This is a genomic window from Mycobacterium kansasii ATCC 12478, from assembly GCF_000157895.3.
Classification (GTDB): Bacteria; Actinomycetota; Actinomycetes; order Mycobacteriales; family Mycobacteriaceae; genus Mycobacterium; species Mycobacterium kansasii.
The window spans coordinates 5,988,183-6,008,473 of record NC_022663.1; the positions used below are offsets into that span (position 1 = coordinate 5,988,183).

A 20,291-nucleotide genomic window follows, 5' to 3' on the forward strand; every position below is an offset into this window, starting at 1 on the left:
CCCGCATGGAATTTGACGCCGTCCTGCTGCTGTCCTTCGGTGGGCCGGAGGGGCCCGAGCAGGTGCGGCCGTTTTTGGAGAACGTCACCCGGGGCCGCGGTGTGCCGCCCGAGCGCCTCGATGCGGTGGCCGAGCACTACCTGCATTTCGGGGGCGTCTCACCGATCAACGGCATCAACCGGGCGCTGGTGAACCAACTGCAAGCCGAGCAGGACCTGCCGGTCTACTTCGGCAACCGCAACTGGGATCCCTACGTCGAAGGCGCGGTTAAAGCCATGCGCGACAACGGTATTCGCCGTGCCGCCGTGTTCGCGACATCGGCGTGGAGCGGCTATTCCAGTTGCGGGCAGTATGCCGAGGACATTGCCCGGGCACGCCGGGCGGCCGGCCCGGACGCGCCCGAGCTGGTCAAGCTGCGGCCCTACTTCGACCATCCGGTATTCGTCGAAATGTTCGCCGCTAGCGTTGCTTCGGCTGCGGCGACCGTGCCCGCTAACGCAAGACTGGTGTTTACCGCGCACTCGATCCCGGTGGCCGCCGACCAGCGCTGGGGCCCCCGCCTCTACAGCCGCCAAGTCGCTTATGCCGCAAACCTTGTCGCAAAGGCCGCCGGATATGCCGACTATGACCTGGTCTGGCAGTCACGCTCCGGCCCGCCGCAGGTTCCGTGGCTGGAGCCCGACGTCGGCGACCACCTCACCGCGCTGGCGAGCACGGGTACCACCGCAGTGATCATCTGTCCCCTCGGATTCGTCGCCGACCACATCGAGGTCGTGTGGGATCTCGACCATGAATTGCGCTTACAGGCACAGGCATTGGGCGTCGAATTCGCCCGGGCCGGTACCCCCAACGCCGACCGGCGCTTCGCCCGGCTGGCCGCGGATTTGATCGACGAACTTCGCTACGGTCGCGCGCCGTCGCGGGTCAGCGGTCCCGATCCGGTGCCCGGCTGTCTCGCCGGCATCAACGGTGAGCCCTGCCGTCCGCCGCACTGCGTTGCGCGCGAACTGGAGGTCAGTCCGACCAAGCCGAATGCAGGATCGCGCTGACGGCGGCTATCCGCGCGGAGCGCACCACCGCGGTCAGCGGCCGCAGCGCGTCGAACGTGGTCTGTACCTCCGACGACGACTGGGCTCGGATCGGCTCGAGACCGGCCGCCGGGCGTGGGGCGAAGCGGTCCGCTGCGGAATCGGGTAATCGGCTGAGGCCGGCGCTGACCGCGATGATCGCGTCGACGTGTGCGGCGTTCTCCAGCACCCGCAGTGCGCGCGACGGTGCATGGTCGGGAATGCGGTGTTGCCGTGCGGATTCCAGCAACTGCTCGACCAGGCCGCGCGGGTTGGTGATGCCGGCGGCGCTGGGTCCCATGCCGATGGCGCCCAACGCGTCGGCAGCCGAGCGCACCGCTGCCCGCAGGGCGTATTCGGCGTCGCCCAGTTCGTAGTGGTCCAATACCGGGGTACCGGGCAGCGAGTACACCATCCACGACAACGCACACAACTCGGTTAGGGCCGCGTGGTCGTCGGGCGTCGGTTCGGTGTCGCGGTAAGAGAACTCGGGGACCAGCCCGATAGATGTGCCGGGGTCATCGGGATTGGTAACGATGATCGCTTCACCGGCGGCCAGCGCGTCGCGCTCGAATTGTGTTCCGGCGGAAAGCCCGCGCACATCGCCCGGCACCGGCAACACCACGTTGATCGTCCCGCGGAGCCGATCCGGCGGACCGGGTGCCGACGTCCTTGCCCGGCCTGCGGCGGTGCGCAGCGTTGACAACAGCGACACCGTTCCGGCGCTATCCACATCCGGCCATGGCAGGCCGGTATGCCCGGCTGCGACGGCGTCATATGCCGTGACCGATTGCGTTGGCGCCCAGAGGGATAACGCGTCCAGAAGGTCGTCGGGCGCCGCCTTGCCGGCGAGCCAGGCGTTGGCCCACATCGAAAGCGTTGCGCTGGGACACCACATGATCTCGCAGTGTAGTTGTTGGGCACGGTTGTCGGGGATCGCGCGTATTCTGTGCGCATGCCCGTAGCCCTGCTCTGGCTCGTCGCAGCGTTGGTGCTCGTCAGCGCGGAAGCGTTGACCGGTGACATGTTCCTGCTGATGCTCGGTGGCGGCGCGCTGGCGGCAGCGGGAAGCAGCTGGCTGATGGATTGGCCGCTGTGGGCCGACGGCGTGGTGTTCCTCGTCGTCTCGGTGCTATTGCTGGTGCTGGTTCGGCCCGCGTTGCGGCGGCGGATCACCCCCGGCAAAGGCTTGCCGATGGGCATCAAAGCGCTGGAGGGCAAGAATGCCCTTGTGCTGGATCGGGTGGCCCGTGATGAAGGCCAGGTCAAAATCGACGGCCAGGTGTGGACGGCGCGCCCGCTGAACGAGGGCGATGTGTTCGAACCGGGTGATTCGGTGACCGTGGTGCACATCGACGGAGCCACCGCGGTCGTCTTCAAAGACGCGTAGCAACTGGAGAAAGGAATCCCGGTGGAAGGTGCCGTTGCCGGCCTGGTGTTTCTGGCCGTACTGGTGATATTCGCCATCATTGTGGTGGCCAAGTCGGTTGCGCTGATCCCGCAGGCCGAGGCCGCAGTGATCGAGCGGCTGGGTCGTTACAGCCGCACCGTCAGTGGGCAGCTGACGTTGTTGGTGCCGTTCATCGACCGCGTCCGCGCCCGGGTGGACCTGCGCGAGCGGGTGGTGTCGTTTCCGCCGCAGCCCGTCATCACCGAGGACAACCTGACCCTCAACATCGACACCGTGGTGTACTTCCAGGTCACCGTTCCCCAGGCCGCGGTGTACGAGATCAGCAATTACATCGTCGGCGTCGAGCAGCTCACCACCACCACGCTGCGCAACGTCGTCGGCGGCATGACCCTCGAGCAGACGCTGACCTCCCGTGATCAGATCAACGCGCAGTTGCGCGGCGTGCTCGACGAGGCAACCGGCCGCTGGGGCCTGCGGGTGGCGCGCGTGGAATTGCGCAGCATCGACCCGCCGCCGTCCATTCAGGCATCCATGGAAAAGCAGATGAAGGCCGACCGGGAAAAGCGGGCGATGATCCTGACCGCCGAAGGCACCCGGGAAGCGGCGATCAAGCAGGCGGAGGGGCAGAAGCAGGCGCAGATTCTTGCGGCCGAGGGCGCCAAGCAGGCCGCGATCCTGGCCGCCGAGGCCGACCGGCAGTCGCGGATATTGCGTGCCCAGGGTGAGCGAGCCGCGGCTTACCTGCAGGCGCAGGGGCAGGCCAAGGCCATCGAGAAGACGTTCGCGGCGATCAAGGCCGGCCGGCCGACCCCCGAGATGCTGGCCTACCAGTACTTGCAGACGCTGCCGGAGATGGCCCGCGGCGACGCGAACAAGGTGTGGGTGGTGCCCAGCGATTTCAGCGCGGCGCTGCAGGGCTTCACCAGGTTGTTGGGGACGCCGGGGGAGGACGGCGTGTTCCGGTTCGAGCCGTCTCCGGTCGAGGACCTGCCCAAGCACGCCGGCGACGGCGACGACGCCGAGGTCGCCGACTGGTTCTCCACCCAGCCCGACCCGACGATCGCCCAAGCGGTGGCCAAGGCCGAGGCGATAGCTCGCGCACCGGTGGAAAATCCGCTGGGTCCGCCGCCGGAGCTGCGGCGCTAGGAGCAGCTGATGGGCATTTTGACCTCACCGAAAACCTATGCGGCGCTGGCGGTGTTTCAGGCCGGCGATGCGGTGGCATGCGCGATCCCCCTGGCGCCGATCGAGAAGCTGCTCGACGACCTGGGTGTGCCGGCCGATGTGCGTCCGGTCCTGCCCGTGGCCAAGGCCGCCGCCGCCGTCGGGCTGCTCTCGGCCACCCGGTTTCCCGCGCTGGCGCGATTGACGACGGCGATGCTGACGGTGTACTTCGTCTTGGCGCTGGGCGCCCATGTTCGGGCACGCGATTTCAGTGTCACCGCGATTCCGGCGGCCATGTTTCTGGCGCTGTTCGCGGTGATGACGGCCAAGGGGCCGGACCGGGTTTAGCCGAGGCGCAACTCGACCAGCGGCAGCGGAGTGCCGGTGTCGGTGATGGCGGTGCCGAGAGTTTGCTCGAGTGCCGGCTTGAGGTGTCGCCAGGCCCGCGGGTGGCGGCTGCGGTAGGCGGCCAGGGCGCGGTCGGCGTGCGGCTGGTCGAGGACGCGCGCGGTGGCGGCAGCGGGGGCGCGGCTGCCGGCGTAGACCCGCACGTGCGGGTTGGCCTCGATGTTGCGGAACCACTGGGCTTTCCGGCCGAAGCCGGAGGCGACGACATAGGTGTGCGGGTCGGGATGATCGACCACCTCGAGCACCACATTGCGCCGGGCGCCGGACTTGCGGCCGATGTGTTCGAGCATCAGGATCCGCGATCCGAACAGGGCACCGGCGCGTGCGCGATAAATCCAGATGGGCGCGCGCATGAGCCTGCGGGAGCGCAACAGCTGTGCGCCGGCCCTGGCTAATAGGGACATTGTTTGCCTCCATTCCTCCATCAGGTACTGCGTAGTCCGTCGCGGTAGATCGAGAACACCTCCCCGGCCCAGCGCTGCATCCCGGTAGCGGCGAGCGGGTCCACGCCAAGCACCTCGATCAGCCGTGGTCGCAGGGTCAGCAGCGCCAGGTCGTTGACCAGTAGGAAGGCGGCGCGTATCTCGGGATCCGCGCCGGGGCTGGCCGTGCCGGCGGCCACCATGGCGTCCAGAGCGGTCTTGCTGAGCCGAAAAAGGCGGGCGAACAACGTCGATCCGGCCGCGCCGCCGGCGAGCAGCATCCGGCTCAGGTAGGCCGGGATCGGCGAGTCGGGCGGCAGGTGGGTTGCCAGGCCGTCGAGCAGGCTGGGCACCGCCGATTGGTCGGGGGTCTGGCCGGTGATTTCGGTCAGCAGTACATCGAAGGTCGCGACGACATGATTGTCGACCGCCTCGATCAGCCCGTCCTTCGAGCCGTAGTGGCGGATGACCAAGGCCGCAGACACTCCCGCCGCGGTCGCGATGTCGCGCATCGTGACCGCGGCGGGGTCGTGCTCGGCGAACAGTCGCAGCGCCTCGTCACGGATTCGTGCCCGCGCCGTCCGGTCATCCGGCTGGGATAAACGCACGTTTACAATTATAAACGATTGTTTACATCCACGGTTGTTGGGGTGCCGCTCAGCGACCGCTCAGGGGCGGGGTGTCGGCGAGGTTTGCATGGACGGCGGAAGTCCGGGTGGCTGGCCCGGTGCCCCCGGCGGTTGGCCCGGGCCTAAGGGTCCGGCTTGGGGCGGTGCCGGCGGACGTGGGCCACGCGGCACTCCCAACGGCCCGGGCATCGGCCGGAAAGCTCCCGCGACCGGTCCGGGTGGGCCGCCGGGACCGGGAGGAGGCGGTTGGCCGTGGCTGAATGCTTGCCCCGGCATTTGCATGGGCCCCGATCCCGGGGGAGGTGGCGGTGGCCCGACGCTGATCAGCCAGGCAAACGCGATCGCAGCAACGCTGCCGGCTGCGCCCAGGATCAGGCCCGCAACCCCGGCGCCGATCAGCGCGGCCAGCGAGAAGCGGCGGCGCTCACGACCGGGGTCGGCGACCACCGCCGGCGGGGGCGCGACGGGTGCGGGAGTTGGCACAGGGCCGCTCGCGGCGGTGTTCTCGTCGGAGGTCATACGGCTCCTCAGGTCGTCGGGTGTGTTCAGTAATCGCGACGGTAATGGCCGTACTTGAAGTGGACCTGAAGAACCTGGGTGCTCGAGCGGTTTACTGACCAGGCGGCAACGGCGGCAACGGCGGCGCCGGTGGTGCTGCCGGTGGTGTAGGGGAGCTGCTCGGCGTAAACGTCGGCGCTGCAGGCGGCGACGGGGGATTACTCACCGGTGGTGCCGACGACAGCGCAGGCGGATACAGCGGAGCGGGCAGTTCGACGCGGATTTTCCAGGTGACGCCGGTGACCGCGAAGACGGCGAGCGCACCAATCGCCAATCCCGCCACTGCGGCCGCGATCACCACCCCGGTGGAATGACGCCGGCCCGCTGCGGCTCCGGTGGCCGGTGGGGATGGTGGGTTGGTGTGCTGGACGGTCATGCGGCTCCCTCCGTCGTTGAAATTCGCCGGGACAAACGTGCGCGCTTCGGATTGATCTCAGCACCGCACGTTAACAATGGAGCCATGAGCGATCATTCGCGCCCGGACCGCGTCGCTGGTCGTTCGGCGGCGGGGCGCATCGGTCGATTCGGTGTCGGCGCACCGCGAGTGCTGGTGGTCGAGGACTCCGAGACCATCCGGGAAATGGTCGGCGAGGCGTTGGCCGACGTCGGTTACCACACCGAAACCCGTTGTGACGGTGAAGGTTTAGAAGAGCTCCTGGAGGGCCTGCGGCCGGATCTGGTGGTGCTCGACGTGATGTTGCCGGGTCGCGACGGCTTCGACCTCATCAACGTCATCCAGGCGTGGGGCGACATCAGCATCGTGTTGATCACCGCCCGCGACGGCCTGCCCGACCGGTTGCGCGGTCTTGACGGCGGCGCCGACGACTATGTGGTCAAACCTTTCGAACTCGCCGAACTGGTGTCACGGGTGGGAGCGGTGCTGCGGCGGCGAGGCCGATTACCGCGCGTGGTCCAGGTCGGCGATCTGATACTCGACGTCGACGGGGGAGTCGCGGCACGCGATGGCCACCAGCTGGAACTGACCGCCACGGAGCTTCGGCTGCTCGACTTTCTCGTGCAGCAACGCGGCCGGATTGTCAGCGCCCGTCAGATCCTCAATGCCGTGTGGGGCTACGACGCGTACGACACCAATCTGGTGCAGGTCCATGTCAGCAGTTTGCGGCGAAAACTCGAGGCCCATGGTCCGCGGATACTGCACACGGTTCGCGGCCTCGGATACCGACTGCGATCATGACGGCTATCCCGACGGGACCTGCGGCCGATCCCGCCACCCCGACGCCGTCGTTGCAGCGCCGGGTGGTGCTGCTGGTGGTGGTCCTGCTGGCGGGGTTGCTGGTGGTGCTGGGTGTCACCGTCGACGTCAGCCTGGGGCTGCAGGCTCGGCGAAATCTGCATGATCGGCTCATGGCTGCCACCTCGCGCGCCGACGCGCTGGTCGCCGCGCATACGTCACCCGAACTGCTTGCCGCCCAACTCAACGGGGGAAGCGTGCGGGCGCTGCTGGTCACCGCCGACGGCGCCGCCTACGGTGATCGCAGCATCAGCCCCGCGACCACCGCGGGCCCGGTCGTTCCGGTGCCGCCCGGCTACCCCCCGCCCGTTCCGCCCGGCCCGCATCCGGGCCCGCCGCCGGGCCCCCGCCGCCTCCCCCGCTAGGGCCCCCGCCGGGCCTGCCGCCCGACACCACCGCAACGGCGGTGTTACACCCCTTGCCCGACGGTTCTCGGCTGATCCTGGTTGCCGACACCACGCAGACCACCCAGGTGACCCGTCAGCTGCGTCAGCTGATGATCGCTGCCGGGCTGGCAACCCTGGCGGTGGCGGCGTTGCTGCTGGTTGCGGTCAGCCGCACGGCGCTGCGGCCGTTGGACCGGCTCACCGCGCTCGCCAAAGACATCACCACCGGCGATCGCGGCCGTCGACTCCGCCCGGACCGCAGCGAGACCGAATTAGGCAGGGCCGCAAGCGCTTTCGACGGGATGCTGGACGCGTTGGAAGCTTCTGAGCTGCGGGCCCGGCAAGCCGCGGAAGCTGCGCAGCGAGCCGAGAGCGCGACCCGGCAATTCCTCGTCGACGCCGCTCATGAACTGCGCACCCCGATCGCCGGGATCCAGGCCGCCGCTGAACAACTGGCCACCAGCGCCAGCCAGCACGAGGCCGATTCCGTTGCGCGCGGTCAATACCGCCGCGCCAGCCTGTTGCTGTCGGATGTCCGCCGGGCGGGCCGCCTGGTTGCCGACATGCTGGATCTGAGCCGTATCGATGCGGGGCTCTCGCTGGATGTGCACGACACCGACCTGGGTGCCATTGTCGACGCCGAAGTGCACCGGGCCGCCATGCTGGCGCCGAACCTCACGGTGAGCCGGACGGGGCTCAGCTCGCTGACCATCGCGGCGGACCCGACGCGGGTGGCGCAGATACTGTCCAACCTGCTTGATAATGCCCGCAGGTATACCCCGGCGGGCGGGTCCATCACCGTGGAGCTGAGCGCCGGCGGCGGGGTGGCCGAGGTCACCGTCATCGACACCGGCCCCGGCGTCCCCGACGACGAGCGCCACCGTATCTTCGAGCGCCTGGTACGCCTGGACACCGGACGCGCCCGAGACCACGGTGGCGCCGGGTTGGGCCTGTCCATCGCACGGGCGCTGGCTCGGGCACATGGCGGTGACCTGGTGTGCCTGGCGCATGATGGCGGCGCGCAATTCCGGCTCGCGTTGCCTGCGGTCGCCGTCCGTTAGACGCGCGGGGGAGGTCGGCCTGCGATATCAGAGCGCTGGTTCGGCACTGAGGACCATCTCGCCTGCGCAGCGCGCTGATCGCGCGAGAGCCCCTGCTTGACGGGGTTACAGGGAAGTCGCGTCGCACCAGTTTCCTCCTGGGCCCCGGTGGTTCGTTTTCGAGAGCGATATCGCCGGTGATATCGCTTGGCCGACACTGGCCTCGGACAGGTAACAAGGATCGCCGCAACCCGAATCTGGACGGCGCTGCGGTGCCTCGGTGGTGGCTACGGTCTTGCCGGCACCGCACAACCAGAATTTGCATTCGGCATCGGCGTGAAACCGATTAGCAGACAGGCATTCTGGCTGGTCACCCGGTTTTGGGTGCCGGCAGCAGTTCGGTGATCAGTGCATCGACATGTCTGATGATGTCGTCGCGGATCGCCCGCACGACGTCGAGTGGCTGGCCGGCAGGGTCGTCGAGTTTCCAGTCACGGTAGGACACCCCGGGGAAGTACGGGCACGCGTCGCCACAGCCCATGGTGATCACCACATCGCTGGCCTGCACGGCCTGAGGGGTGAGCACCTTCGGGGTCGCCGAGGTCAGGTCGATGCCCAGTTCGGCCATCGCGGCCACAGCGACCGGGTTGATCCGGTCAGCGGGTTCGGTTCCGGCCGAACGGACTTCGATGCGGCCCTCGGACAGCCGGGTCAACAGGGCGGCGGCCATCTGGGAGCGGCCGGCGTTGTGCACGCAGACGAACATCACGCTGGGGATGTCAGTCATGAGGGCAGGCTTTCCACCGGATAGGTCGGGGCCTGCGGTGACGGGAAGAGCCGAGGCCGCAGCGCCAAAGAGACGTAGACCAGGGCGACGAGCACGGGCACTTCGATCAGCGGTCCGACCACCCCGGCCAGCGCCTCGCCGGACGAGGCGCCGAAGGTGGCGATCGCCACGGCGATGGCGAGTTCAAAGTTGTTGCCGGCGGCGGTAAATGCCTGCGTGGTAGTGCGGGCATAGCCCAGCCGCAACGCGAGTCCCAGCGCGTAGCCCCCCGCCCACATGACGGCGAAGTAGGCCAGCAGGGGTAGCGCGATACGGGCGACGTCCCATGGCCGGGTGGTGATCTGATCACCTTGCAGGGCAAAGAGAATCACGATCGTGAACAGCAGTCCGTACAGAGCCCAGGGCCCGAGGCGGGGCAGCAGCCGGGTCTCATACCACTGGCGGCCCTTGGCACGTTCTCCAAGCCGACGGGTCAGGTATCCGGCGGCCAGGGGGATACCGAGGAAGATGAGCACGGATTTGCCGATCTGCCATGCCGAGACATCGATGCCGGTTTGCGGCAGGCCGAGCCAGCCGGGCAACACCGAGAGGTAGAACCAGCCCAGCACGGCGAACATGACGACCTGGAACATCGAGTTCAGCGCGACCAGAACGGCGGCGGCTTCGCGGTCACCGCAGGCAAGGTCGTTCCAGACGATGACCATGGCGATACAGCGGGCCAGCCCGACGATGATCAACCCGGTTCGGTAGTGGGGCAGGTCCGGCAGCAGCAACCAGGCCAGGGAGAACATGACCGCCGGGCCGACCACCCAGTTCAGCAGCAGTGAACCGATCAACAGGCGGCGGTCGGCGGTGACGGTATCGAGCCGGTCGTAGCGGACCTTGGCCAGCACCGGATACATCATGATCAGCAACCCGGCCGCGATGGGCAACGAGATCCCATCCACTTGCACGGCGCTGAGCAGCGCGCCCAGGCCGGGGATCAGCCGGCCCAGTGCCAGCCCGGCGGCCATCGCCAAACCGATCCACACCGGCAGGAGTCGATCCAGCGTGGAAAGCCGGGCTGTATCGGTCACCGGGCTGCCGCCGCTGCGCTCGCGGGGACACCGGCCAGCAGCGCCGAAAGCTCGGTGAGCACCTCGGGCACCACGGCGTAGTAGACCCAGGTGCCGCGGCGCTGCGAGGTCAACAGCCCGGCTTCGCGCAGCACCTTGAGGTGATGGGAGATGGTGGGTTGACCAACCCCAAGCGCGCCGAGGCCATCGGTAATGTCGCACACGCAGGCCTGCCCGCCGTCGTGGCTGGCCACCGCCGAGAGCAGGCGCAGCCGTACCGGATCGGAAAGGGCCTTGAACCGGGCCGCCATTACCGTTGCTGCCGGCGCGCTCAGCGGTTCGGCGACCAACGGGCTGACCTCGCAGCAGGCATCGCCGATGCCCGACGGCTCAGTTTGATTCGACATGCATCGATATTGACAGTTATCGAAGCAATGCGCTACCCAGCAGCCGGGGGTGTCAGCAGGACGACGTCGCCGCGGCCGCGGCGCCGCAGCATGTGGTTTCCTCGTCGCCGGGGTGAGCCGGGCTGGTGCCGAAGGTTTCGGAGTCGGCCAGCACGGTGTAGACCTCCCAGCGCTCCCCGCCGGGTCCGGTGACCCAGACCTTGTCCTGGGCGGCAAAACAACAGGTGGTTCCCATCTCCTCCTCGGTGAACATGCCGGCCTCGGTCAACCTGGCGATTTCGGAATGCACCGTGGCGCTGGCGTCGACCTCCACCCCAAGATGGTTCAGGCTGCCGCCGGAGCCGGGGTTTTCCAGCAGCACCAATTTCAGCGGTGGATCGGCAATCGCAAAGTTGGCGTAACCCGGCTTGACTTTAGCCGGCTGCGTGCCAAACAGCTTGGAGTAGAACGTGATTGCGCTCTGCAGGTCGTCGACGTTGAGAGCCAGTTGGACACGGGACATCGGAACAGTCTCCAATCGGTTAGACATATATCGAACTGATGTCGATGCCCATGATGCCACCTTTTTGATATATGTCAAGAGATCTGGCATGGTGGGGTCATGCCCAAATCGCTGCCCGTGATCGACATCTCCCAACCGGTGTGCTGCGCTCCCATGGCCGCGGGGCCGATGAGCGACGACGACGCCCTCGAGGTGGCACTGCGGCTCAAAGCCTTGGCCGACCCGGCCCGGGTCAAGATCATGTCGTATCTGTTCAGCTCCAGCGCGGGGGAGCAGACCAGCGGCGAGTTGGCCGCGGCCCTCAGCCTGTCGGACGGCACGGTCAGCCACCACCTGGCCCAGTTGCGCAATGCGGGCCTGGTCATCTCCGACCGTCGCGGCATGTATGTCTTTCACCGCGCCCATCCCCAGGGCCTGCAGGCACTGTGCGCGGTTCTGGACCCGCGCTGTTGTAGCTGAACCGGTCACTGCGCGAACCTTTTCGTGCTCTTCGCAATTGCTCAGCTCGCCTCGGTGACGGCGGTGCGGCTCCACTTGTCGAGCCAGGGGTACATCAACGCGGTGATGGAAAACGTGGCCGGTGTCGAGCATCCGGGATTCGGATCGTTGGGGCGCCCACCGCGGATGTGGATGCCGACCGCGACCGCGGTGCCGTCCGTGCGCAGGAGGTAGACCGTGCCACCGGAATCACCGCATTGGCTGGCCGCCAGAACCGTGCTCTCGCTGACATCCGTGACCTGCCCGCATTCGGCCTTGCCCGTCTTCATCCCAAACTTGCACAGCTGCCGGCCAATTCGCAGATTTTGTTGCCACTCCACTGACCGGCAGCGACGCGGTGATCGCCGAGTGCTGCGGGACTTGGTCCGTATCGAGCATGATCAGTCCAATGTCGTGGGCTTCGCCCCGCAGTCCTTCGCTGACCGTTTGAGTGAACGTTCCAACGGTCACGAAGGCGCCCCAGAAATTGATGTTGACCTTGCTCGCCTCGCCTCGCCTGGCTTGTTGCAGTGGCCGGCAGTGAGCACACCAGCCTGACCCGTGCTGGTACGAACCAAGAATCCAGCGGTACAACCTGGCCCGATTGGCCGCCAATGGCCACGCTGCCACCGACAACCACAGCAGCGGACCGAACAGGAGCATGACCGTACGGCCCAGTGTCGACTCCGAGCCCAGAATGGCAAGCTCGTTGGCGCTGACCGTGACCATTGGGTAGATCTGTCAGGTAAGCGACAAGGATCCTCAATATCGCGCTTCGCGACCCACCGAGCAGCGGCGTGTCCGCCGTCTGCCAGTCCCTCACCACCGACCGGCATGGTGCGGCCGTACGCCGGGACGTTCACCAGATAATCAGCCGGATGATCCGGGTTGCCCGGCCGCGCCGGCTGGGCCGATGTCACCTGCTTTGCCGGCGGTGCCAGAACGGCCGGTGGGATCTCCCGTTCCGCCCTTGCCGCCCGCACCGGGCAGGCCTCCGGCCCCACCAACACCCCCCGCACCTCCCGGACCGCCGTCACCGGCGCCACCGGAGTGACCCGACGGCGCCAGCGCCACACCACCCGCACCGCCCTTTCCGCCGGCGCCGCCTACGCCGCCGGCGCCGCCTATGCCGCCATTTCCGCCGGCACCGCCCGCACCACCTTTACCGACGCTATATTCCGGTCCGACCTTGCCGGGGTTGACGCCAATGCCCCCGTCGCCGCCGGTGCCGCCCGCGCCGCCCATACCGCCACCGGCGCCGTCGCCGCCGTCGCCACCGCGGCCGCCGTTGCCACCGGCGCCGCCGTCACCTGAGACCGATCCACCGGATCCGCCGGGGCCGCCCGCGCCGCCGACGCCGCCGGCGCTGCCGGGTGCGCCGACACCTCCGGTGCCTGCGGCTCCGCCGGCGCCGCCGGCAAGACCGACTTGATAGGTGCGTCCGGTTTCTTTATCCGGGACGAGTTTGATCGATCCGTCGCCACCGTCGCCGCCGCCACCGCCGGTTTGTCCCGGGACGGTGCCGTCGCTACCGCGCTGGCCGTTCGTGCCCGCCTCTAATAGGCGACTAGTGCCGTCAGCGCCGTCGGGGGCCGGGTTGCTTGCCGGGTTGACCCCGTCGGCTCCGGTCATTCCTTTACCACCATCACCGCCGTCGCCGCCGTTGCCGACCTTGCCGGCGCTGCCACCGGCGCCGCCGTTGCCGCCGGCTGCCCCCACGGCGTTGGCGTCGGCGCCGTTGCCGCCATGTCCGCCGTTGCCACCCGTTCCGGGCCCGTTGTCGCTGGCGGCTACACCGTCGCGGCCACGCATGCCGTTGCCGCTGTCGCCGCCGAGACCGCCGGCCCCGCCGGCGCCGGGGTTGCCTCCGTTGCCGCCGGCGCCGCCGTGACCGCCGTCGCCGCCCGGGCCGCCGGCGGTGCCGCCGTCACCGCCTCTGCCGCCGTCACCGCCCGCGCCCCCGATGGCGCCCTTGCCGCCCGCCCCGCCGGCACCGTGGTTGCCCGCGTGGCCCGACGGCGCCCGCGCGGCGCCGCCGGCACCGCCGTCGCCGCCTCTGCCGCCGTCACCGCCAGCACCACCATCGCCGCCTTCGCCGCCAGATCCGCCGGTGCCCCCGGTAGTGATGGCGCCACCAAGGCCACCGTTTCCGCCCAATCCGCCGTCCCCGGTGGCTCCGTTGCCGCCGTCACCGCCGCGGTTGCCGGTGCCGCCGTCGCCGCCGTCGCCGCCCTTGCCGCCGTCACCGCCGTTGCCGGATACTGAACCGCCGTAACCACCGGCGCCCCCGGGACCGCCCGCACCGCCGGCCTGTCCGGCCGAGCCAACTCCGCCGTCAGCTCCATCCTGGCCGGGGCTGGTGGCATCGGCGCCGCGCACGCCGTCGGTCCCGCTGAGATTGGCGCCGGCCATGCCGTTGCCGCCGTCACCTCCCATGCCACCGTCGCCGACCAGCCCGGCATTCCCACCGGCTCCGCCTTTGCCGCCCGCTGCACCGGCCACGATGGCGTCGGCGCCGCGACCACCTGAACCGCCATCGCCGCCGGTCCCGGGCCCGTTATTGCTGCCGGACACACCATGGGCACCGGCGCGACCGCCGGGGCCGCCCGACTCACCGCCCTGACCGCCCGGTCCGCCCGCGCCGGGGTCACCACCGATGCCGCCGGCGCCGCCGTCGCCGGCGGTCAGGCCGGTGCCGCCGTTTCCACCCGGGCCACCGGTACCGCCCGCCCCGCCGAGGCCTCCGGCACCGCCTGCACCACCATTGCCGGCTCGTCCCACCTGCCCGACCAGTCCGCTTGCCCCACCGGCGCCACCTATGCCGCCGGTGCCCCCGGGCCCGCCTGTCCCGCCGTTACCGCCGTGGCCGCCCGCCGCGCCATCACCGCCGGCGGTCACCGTGCTCGACGCCCCGCTTGCGCCCATGCCGCCGTTGCCGCCGGCAGCACCCGCTCCGCCGACTCCGCCGGCACCTCCGGTGCCACCGACCCCGCCATTGCCGATCAACCACCCGCCGTGACCGCCGCGGCCGCCGACACCGCCGACGCCACCGGTGCCGCCAGCCGATCCCGTCCCACCGTCACCGCCAGGAAGACCATTGGTTGCGGCGGCGCCGGGATCACCGGGCTGCGCACCGGCCGGCCCGGCCGCACCGACACCGCCCGTACCACCGGTACCGCCGTTGCCGACGAAGCCGGCGTTGCCGCCGGCTCCGCCGGTCCCGCCTTCGGACCCACCGACACCACCGGTGCCACCGTTGCCGAGGAATCCCGCATTGCCGCCCACACCGCCGGTCCCGCCGCCGGCGCCGCCCATCCCGCCGGTGCCGCCATTGCCGAGGAATCCCGCATTGCCGCCCACACCGCCGGTCCCGCCGCCGGCGCCGCCCATCCCGCCGGTGCCGCCATTGCCCAGCAACCATCCGCCGCTGCCGCCGCTGCCGCCGGTCGCTCCTGGCCCGCCAGCCCCGCCGGGACCGCCGTTGCCAAGCAGGCCGGCATTGCCGCCGCGAGTGCCGGCCATCCCGGCGATCGTGCTGGTGTAACCGGCTCCGCCGTTGCCGCAGAGCAGTCCGCCGTCGCCGCCGGGTTGGCCTGGCGTCGTCGCGTCGGCGCCGTTGCCGATCAGTGGGCGCCCTAGCAAGGTCTGAGTCGGCGCATTGACGGCATGGAGCAGCGTCCGTTCGGCGTTGGCTTCGGCGGCCGCGTAGGCTTGCGCGCTGGTGTGCAACCGGTGCACGAACTGGCTGTGAAACGTCGCCGCCTGAGCGCTTATCGCTTGATATGTCTGGGCGTTTTCCGAAAATAGCGCCGCGATGGCGGCTGAGACCTCATCGGCACCCGCGGCCAGCACCCTTGTCGTCTGTGCGGCTGCCGCTAGGTTCGCCGCTTCGAGTGCCGAGCCGATGCGTGCCAAATCCGCTCCGGCGGCCGCCAGCATGTCCGTTGTCGCGGCCACAAACGACATCTCAATCCTCCGCGGAGTATCCCAGTTTGTGCTGCCCGGCGCCGGTTCGGCCCTCGGGCTGCTGACGCGGAATACGGTGCTGTGCGGGCCTTCGGCAAATGTTCGACAACCATGAAATGCGCTGCTCACAGCGCTGCGATTCGCCGGTGCTACGACGACTGCCGGAGTGGACCGGGGCGCAGGGCCACCGGCTGTCCCATTGCCGTATCGCGATGGGCGACGTCAGCCGGATCAGCCGGGCGCTCCGGGTTGACCGGCCGTGCCGTTCGGGCCGAAGCCACCGGCTTTGCCGTCCCCGCCTGCCTTCCCGTCGGGAACCCCGTTGCCGCTATGACCACCCCCACCGCCATGGCCGCCGGCCCCGCCGGTACCTCCGGTGCCCCCGGCACCGCCGGCACCGGCTTCGCCGGCACCACCGGAATGGCCGAAGATCCCGCCCGCGCCGCCGGCACCGCCATTTCCGCCGTCGCCGCCGGCGCCGCCGGCGCCGCCTTGCCCACCGCGACCGCCGGCACCTCCATTACCGTTCGCTCCTGCGGTGTCGAACTGGGCACCCACGCCGCCAGGGCCGCCGATGCCGCCATCCCCGCCGCCAGCGCCGGTGCCGCCGATGCCGCCGGCGCCGCCTCGCCCGCCGAAGCCACCGTTGCCGACCAGCCACCCGCCATGGCCGCCAGCCCCGCCGGTGCCGCCCATTCCGCCGATACCGCCGGGCGCTCCCATGGCACCGTCACCTGCGGCGCCACCGTCACCGCCGGGCAGACCATCAATGGGTCCGTTAGGGAGTGGGTCAGGTCGCGGCAGTCCGTAGCCATCGCCGCCTCTGCCACCGTTGCCGCCGGCTTGCCCATAGGCGGTGCCATCGCTTCCGGACCCGCCGGCGGTTCCGAACGGAATTGGCGAACTCTGGCCACCGGCGGCACCGCTGGGTGCCGGGCTGCTCGGCGGATTGATCCCGGCGTTGCCTGCGCCCCCGTTGCCTCCGACTCCACCGTCGCCGCCGTGACCGAAGGGTCCGGCGGCGGCGCCGCCATTACCGCCTTGACCGCCGCTTCCGCCGTTGACTCCGGCACCGCCGACCCCACCGTGACCGCCGTTGCCGGCAATCAAGCCGCCGGTCCCGCCCGCGCCGCCAGCGCCGCCGACCAGCCCCGCGCCTCCGGCGCCGCCGTTTCCTCCGTTACCGAACAATCCGGCATCTCCGCCGCGACCCCCCGCTTGGCCCGGGGCGCCCGGTGCGCCGTCGCCCCCGTTGCCCCAAAGCCACCCGCCGTTCCCGCCGGCCTGGCCTGGCGACGTCCCGTTGACGCCGTTGCCGATCAATGCCCGCCCTGTGAGGGCTTGCGAGGGCGCGTTCACCGCGTTCAGGAGGGTCTGCTCGACATTTGCAACCTCGGTGCTCGCATAGGCAGCCGCATTGGCCGCCACGGTCTGCACAAACTGGTTGTGGAATGCCTCCGCTTGAGCGCTGATTGCTTGATATGCCTGACCGTGCGCGGTAAACATCGCTGCGATGGCCGCCGACACCTCATCGGCGCCCGCGGCCAGCACCCCTGTTATCGGCGCTGCGGCCGCCGCGTTGGCCTCACTGATGGCTGACCCTATTCCCGCCAGCTGCGCGCTGGCCGTCGCCAGCATTTCCGGCGACGTGATCACAAATGACATCCGGAGCTACCTCAGTGCTGACACCGTCGAGGATCTAGCGTGTCGTCGATCGCGGGCTTGGTCCACGACACCCACGGTTGCCTTGCGTCCATGTGATTCCTGCTTTGCAGAGCACGCGGCGACTATCTCCGCGACCGTCTTGTTGACGTCACCAACCCTGACGTGCGGGTATTCGGAGAATGTGATTCAGGTATGAAATGCGCTGGTTACAGCGCGACAGGGACGCTCTGATGCAGTCGCCGGTTCAGTGGGTGACGGCCGGCTCACGCACGGGCTCGTGGTCGTAGCTTGGCATGCTGCGGCGGTGCTGGCGCCGATAGTGGCGCACCTCGAAGATCAGTCCGGCCATACCCAGCGCGGCCGTGCACACCGACACCAAGACCAGCAGCGGGTTGCCGTCCCCGGCGAGCGCATTGCCCAAAATCACCACCGCGGCAGTGCCGGGGAGTAGACCGGTCAGCGTGGACAACGCGTACGGCGCCACCCGGACGGCCGATGCGCCGGCGCCGTAGTTCAGCGCCGCGAACGGTACCGCCGGAATCAACCGCAACGACAATATCGCCAGCCAGCCGCGCTCCCGCAGCCGCGCGTCGAGCCGGTCGACCGCCCGGTGGCGCACCAGGCGGTTAAGCCGCCATCCGGCCGCGCGCACCAGCAGCATCGAGATGACCGCGCTGGCTGTGCTGGCGATGATCGCGATCAATATGCCCCACGCCGGCCCGAATAACAGGCCCGCGGCCACGGTGAATGCGGTGCGCGGGAATGGCGGCACCGTGACGACGATGTGTACAACCAGAAACGCCAGCGGGAACCACGGGCCCACCGATGTCGCCCAGTCCCGCATCTGCACCGCTGTGGGGAGCGGAACCAGGAGCGCCACCGCGACCAATGCTGTGATTCCCACCACGGTGCCCACCATCCGCGGCAATGACACCTGACGCGCAGCCGTACCGAGCGCGATCGCGATTCCGCGCACCGTATCGGTGGTTTTGCAGATGGCCGGGGCCGTCACGCTGTCCAAGGGTACGGGGTGAACATGAATATCTCGTTTCCCCTGGCTGGCGTTTCTTGTCACACTCCGGCCTCGGTCACCAGACCTCGTCACCTATGCGGCGGCCGCAATCAATTAGCCTTATTAGTTAGTGGCGGTCCTGAAGCAACCCGAAACAAAGTTGTCAGTTGCTGCATAAATAGGAGCAGTCGGTGTCCATTGATGTACCCGGGCTCGCCGGCCTAGAACAGGTTCGCGAGCGCTGGCGCGCTGCGGTCGCCGGTGTGCTGTCCGGGACCACTCGCCGTGACCCGGCAGAACTCGGGGACCACCCCGAGCAGCTGCTGGAGACCGCGACCTATGACGGGTTCGCGATCGGGGCCCTCTATACCGCATTCGACGAGCTGCCCGAGCCCTCCCTGCCCGGCCAGTGGCCCTATGTGCGCGGCGGCGACGCGCTGCGCGACGTCAATTCCGGCTGGAAGGTCGCCGAGGCGTTTCCGGACGCGCACGCCCAAGAGACCGAAGACGTCAACGCTTCGCTGCTGGCCGCGCTCGGCGAAGGTGTCAGCGCGGTGCTGATCAGAGTAGGCCAGGTGGGTCGGGGCGGCGTGGCGCCGGACCAGCTCGAACGGCTATTCGCCGGTGTGTATCTGAATCTGGCACCGGTCATCCTCGACGCCGGCGCCGACTACCCGGAAACCTGCGATGCCATGCTCGCGCTGGTCGCCAAGCTCGAGCCCGACCAGCGCGCCACAGTGTCGATCGAGCTGGGCGGTGACCCGCTGACAGCCTCTTTCAGTGATCGCTCCGCACCGACCGTCGAGGAGATCGTCGCGGTCGCCGCGCGGGTCGCAGGCGATCGGGGTGTGCGGGCCATCACCGTCGACGGACCGGCCTTTCACAACCTGGGCGCCACCGCGGCCTGGGAACTCGCCGGCACCGTCGCCGCGGGGGTGGCCTATCTCCGGCTGCTCACCGAATCCGGGATTCCGGTCGGCGAGGCATTGCGGCAGATCAGCTTGCGGCTGGCCGCCGACGACGACCAGTTCATGACGCTGGCCAAGATGCGGGCCGCCCGCCAGTTGTGGGCCCGCGTCGCCGAAGTCGCCGGAGACCCGGACGGCGGCGCGGTCACCGTACACGCGGAGACGTCGCTGCCGATGATGACCCAGCGCGACCCGTGGGTGAACATGCTGCGCTGCACGCTGGCCGCCTTCGGCGCCGGTGTCGGCGGCGCCGACACGGTGCTGGTGCATCCGTTCGATGTGGCGATTCCCGGCGGCTTTCCCGGCACCCCGAACAGCTTCGCGCGCCGCATCGCCCGCAATACTCAGCTGTTGCTGCTGGAGGAATCACATGTGGGCCGGGTGCTGGATCCGGCCGGTGGGTCGTGGTTCGTCGAGGATCTCACCGAACAACTGGCCCAGGAGGCGTGGCGGCATTTCCAGGCCATCGAGGCGCACGGCGGTTTCGTCGCCGCTCATGACTATCTGGCCGGCCGGATCGCCGAGGTTGCCGCACGCCGCACCGACGACATTGCGCATCGCCGCCTCGCGATCACCGGCGTCAACGAATTTCCGAATCTCGACGAACCCCCGCTGCCGCAGGGTGATCTGCCCTGCACCGGCGGAAACCTGGTGCGCTATGCGGCGGGGTTCGAAGCACTGCGCGACCGCTCGGACAGCTTTCTGGCCCGCACCCGCTCACGACCGCAGGTGCTGTTGCTGCCGTTGGGTCCGCTGGCCGAGCACAACACCCGCACGACGTTCGCGGCCAACCTGCTGGCCTCCGGTGGCATCGAGACGCTCAACCCCGGAACAGTCGACGCGGCCGGTGTGGCAAACGTCGTGGCAACAATGGTGGCGGAGACGGGGTCGCCGACGGTGGCAGTGATCTGCGGTACCGACAAACGCTACCGGGACGAGGCCGCCGAAGTGGCGCGGGCCGCACGAAGCGCCGGGATAGGGAGCGTCTACCTGGCCGGACCCAGAGCAGCGCTGGGAGACTCGGCGGCACACGGTCCCGATGACTTCCTGACCACGAAAATCAATGCGCTGGAAGCGCTTTCGAATCTGCTCACTCGATTGGGAGCGTAGCCACG

General features: G+C 69.2%; 17 protein-coding genes and 3 pseudogenes. 8 read left to right on the plus strand and 12 right to left on the minus strand.

What is annotated here, in order from left to right:
* Positions 1-5 precede the first annotated feature (5 nt).
* Entirely contained in the window at positions 6-1,049 is a 1,044-nt protein-coding gene (locus MKAN_RS26005; RefSeq protein WP_023373373.1) for a ferrochelatase, read from the plus strand.
* Here MKAN_RS26005 and MKAN_RS26010 read toward each other — a convergent pair.
* Positions 1,015-1,965 (minus strand): hypothetical protein, encoded by a 951-nt coding sequence (locus MKAN_RS26010; RefSeq protein WP_023373375.1) that lies wholly within the window; start codon positions 1,963-1,965, stop codon positions 1,015-1,017. The genes MKAN_RS26005 and MKAN_RS26010 overlap by 35 nt on opposite strands.
* A 57-nt stretch (positions 1,966-2,022) precedes the next feature.
* Between MKAN_RS26010 and MKAN_RS26015 the strand changes: the two genes are divergently transcribed.
* Genes MKAN_RS26015 through MKAN_RS26025 form a run of 3 tightly spaced genes read left to right on the plus strand, consistent with a single transcriptional unit; the run spans position 2,023 to position 3,990 of the window.
* The gene (locus tag MKAN_RS26015) at positions 2,023-2,457 is read left to right on the plus strand and encodes an NfeD family protein (RefSeq protein WP_023373377.1); all 435 of its coding nucleotides are present in this window, start codon (positions 2,023-2,025) and stop codon (positions 2,455-2,457) included.
* A 21-nt stretch (positions 2,458-2,478) separates the two neighbouring features.
* A complete protein-coding gene (locus tag MKAN_RS26020) occupies positions 2,479-3,624 on the plus strand; it encodes an SPFH domain-containing protein (protein ID WP_023373379.1) in 1,146 nt (381 codons plus the stop codon).
* A 9-nt stretch (positions 3,625-3,633) separates the two neighbouring features.
* Positions 3,634-3,990: a DoxX family protein gene (locus tag MKAN_RS26025; RefSeq protein ID WP_023373381.1), complete on the plus strand. Its 357-nt coding sequence runs from the start codon at positions 3,634-3,636 to the stop codon at positions 3,988-3,990.
* Here MKAN_RS26025 and MKAN_RS26030 read toward each other — a convergent pair.
* The 4 genes from MKAN_RS26030 to MKAN_RS30840 all read right to left on the minus strand — a co-directional run bounded on the left by MKAN_RS26030 (position 3,987) and on the right by MKAN_RS30840 (position 6,035).
* A complete protein-coding gene (locus tag MKAN_RS26030; RefSeq protein WP_042313041.1) occupies positions 3,987-4,454 on the minus strand; it encodes a nitroreductase family deazaflavin-dependent oxidoreductase in 468 nt (155 codons plus the stop codon). The two genes, MKAN_RS26025 and MKAN_RS26030, sit on opposite strands and share 4 nt — an antisense overlap.
* Positions 4,455-4,474: 20 nt before the next feature.
* The gene (locus MKAN_RS26035) at positions 4,475-5,080 is read right to left on the minus strand and encodes a TetR/AcrR family transcriptional regulator (protein WP_023373385.1); all 606 of its coding nucleotides are present in this window, start codon (positions 5,078-5,080) and stop codon (positions 4,475-4,477) included.
* Positions 5,081-5,140: 60 nt separating this feature from the next.
* Positions 5,141-5,620, minus strand: coding sequence for a hypothetical protein (locus tag MKAN_RS30070; protein WP_080674158.1), 480 nt, complete (start codon positions 5,618-5,620; stop codon positions 5,141-5,143).
* 91 nt (positions 5,621-5,711) lie between these two features.
* Positions 5,712-6,035: a hypothetical protein gene (locus MKAN_RS30840; protein WP_133163571.1), complete on the minus strand. Its 324-nt coding sequence runs from the start codon at positions 6,033-6,035 to the stop codon at positions 5,712-5,714.
* An 84-nt stretch (positions 6,036-6,119) separates the two neighbouring features.
* Here MKAN_RS30840 and MKAN_RS26040 point away from each other — a divergent pair, with 84 nt between their 5' ends.
* Entirely contained in the window at positions 6,120-6,854 is a 735-nt protein-coding gene (locus MKAN_RS26040) for a response regulator transcription factor (protein ID WP_023373387.1), read from the plus strand.
* Positions 6,851-8,358 (plus strand): annotated as a pseudogene (locus MKAN_RS26045) (ATP-binding protein). The gene MKAN_RS26040 and the pseudogene MKAN_RS26045 overlap by 4 nt, the downstream one beginning before the upstream one ends.
* 349 nt (positions 8,359-8,707) lie before the next feature.
* Here MKAN_RS26045 and arsB read toward each other — a convergent pair.
* The 3 genes and pseudogenes from arsB to MKAN_RS26065 form a co-directional block, all read right to left on the minus strand.
* A pseudogene (arsB, locus tag MKAN_RS26055) lies at positions 8,708-10,200 on the minus strand (ACR3 family arsenite efflux transporter).
* Positions 10,197-10,586, minus strand: coding sequence for an ArsR/SmtB family transcription factor (locus MKAN_RS26060; RefSeq protein ID WP_023373397.1), 390 nt, complete (start codon positions 10,584-10,586; stop codon positions 10,197-10,199). Before MKAN_RS26060 ends, arsB begins: the two are co-directional and overlap by 4 nt.
* Positions 10,587-10,638: 52 nt before the next feature.
* Positions 10,639-11,088, minus strand: a complete 450-nt coding sequence (locus tag MKAN_RS26065; protein ID WP_023373399.1) for an ArsI/CadI family heavy metal resistance metalloenzyme — start codon at positions 11,086-11,088, stop codon at positions 10,639-10,641.
* A 99-nt stretch (positions 11,089-11,187) separates the two neighbouring features.
* On the opposite strand from MKAN_RS26065, the gene MKAN_RS26070 reads away from it, so the two are divergent.
* Positions 11,188-11,547: an Rv2640c family ArsR-like transcriptional regulator gene (locus MKAN_RS26070; RefSeq protein ID WP_023373401.1), complete on the plus strand. Its 360-nt coding sequence runs from the start codon at positions 11,188-11,190 to the stop codon at positions 11,545-11,547.
* 41 nt (positions 11,548-11,588) lie between these two features.
* Here the strand turns inward: MKAN_RS26070 and MKAN_RS33240 are convergent.
* From MKAN_RS33240 to MKAN_RS26090, 4 genes and pseudogenes are all read right to left on the minus strand, one after another.
* Positions 11,589-12,294 (minus strand): annotated as a pseudogene (locus tag MKAN_RS33240) (chymotrypsin family serine protease).
* 141 nt (positions 12,295-12,435) lie between these two features.
* Positions 12,436-15,531, minus strand: coding sequence for a PE family protein (locus MKAN_RS26080; RefSeq protein ID WP_023373405.1), 3,096 nt, complete (start codon positions 15,529-15,531; stop codon positions 12,436-12,438).
* A 231-nt stretch (positions 15,532-15,762) separates the two neighbouring features.
* A complete protein-coding gene (locus tag MKAN_RS26085) occupies positions 15,763-17,196 on the minus strand; it encodes a PE family protein (protein WP_023373407.1) in 1,434 nt (477 codons plus the stop codon).
* 244 nt (positions 17,197-17,440) lie between these two features.
* Positions 17,441-18,208: a TVP38/TMEM64 family protein gene (locus MKAN_RS26090; protein WP_023373409.1), complete on the minus strand. Its 768-nt coding sequence runs from the start codon at positions 18,206-18,208 to the stop codon at positions 17,441-17,443.
* A gap of 191 nt (positions 18,209-18,399) precedes the next feature.
* On the opposite strand from MKAN_RS26090, the gene mutA reads away from it, so the two are divergent.
* Positions 18,400-20,286: a methylmalonyl-CoA mutase small subunit gene (gene mutA / locus MKAN_RS26095; RefSeq protein ID WP_023373411.1), complete on the plus strand. Its 1,887-nt coding sequence runs from the start codon at positions 18,400-18,402 to the stop codon at positions 20,284-20,286.
* Positions 20,287-20,291: the final 5 nt, after the last annotated feature.

Coding starts and splice junctions, on each gene's coding strand:
- MKAN_RS26010 (WP_023373375.1), bottom strand. CDS start 1,965: ATGTGGTGTCCCAGCGCAACGCTTTCGATGTGGGCCAACGCCTGGCTC.
- MKAN_RS26025 (WP_023373381.1), top strand. CDS start 3,634: ATGGGCATTTTGACCTCACCGAAAACCTATGCGGCGCTGGCGGTGTTT.
- MKAN_RS30070 (WP_080674158.1), bottom strand. CDS start 5,620: ATGACCTCCGACGAGAACACCGCCGCGAGCGGCCCTGTGCCAACTCCC.
- MKAN_RS26065 (WP_023373399.1), bottom strand. CDS start 11,088: ATGTCCCGTGTCCAACTGGCTCTCAACGTCGACGACCTGCAGAGCGCA.
- MKAN_RS26070 (WP_023373401.1), top strand. CDS start 11,188: ATGCCCAAATCGCTGCCCGTGATCGACATCTCCCAACCGGTGTGCTGC.
- MKAN_RS30840 (WP_133163571.1), bottom strand. CDS start 6,035: ATGACCGTCCAGCACACCAACCCACCATCCCCACCGGCCACCGGAGCC.
- MKAN_RS26040 (WP_023373387.1), top strand. CDS start 6,120: ATGAGCGATCATTCGCGCCCGGACCGCGTCGCTGGTCGTTCGGCGGCG.
- MKAN_RS26060 (WP_023373397.1), bottom strand. CDS start 10,586: ATGTCGAATCAAACTGAGCCGTCGGGCATCGGCGATGCCTGCTGCGAG.
- MKAN_RS26085 (WP_023373407.1), bottom strand. CDS start 17,196: ATGTCATTTGTGATCACGTCGCCGGAAATGCTGGCGACGGCCAGCGCG.
- MKAN_RS26030 (WP_042313041.1), bottom strand. CDS start 4,454: ATGTCCCTATTAGCCAGGGCCGGCGCACAGCTGTTGCGCTCCCGCAGG.
- MKAN_RS26080 (WP_023373405.1), bottom strand. CDS start 15,531: ATGTCGTTTGTGGCCGCGACAACGGACATGCTGGCGGCCGCCGGAGCG.
- MKAN_RS26005 (WP_023373373.1), top strand. CDS start 6: ATGGAATTTGACGCCGTCCTGCTGCTGTCCTTCGGTGGGCCGGAGGGG.
- MKAN_RS26015 (WP_023373377.1), top strand. CDS start 2,023: ATGCCCGTAGCCCTGCTCTGGCTCGTCGCAGCGTTGGTGCTCGTCAGC.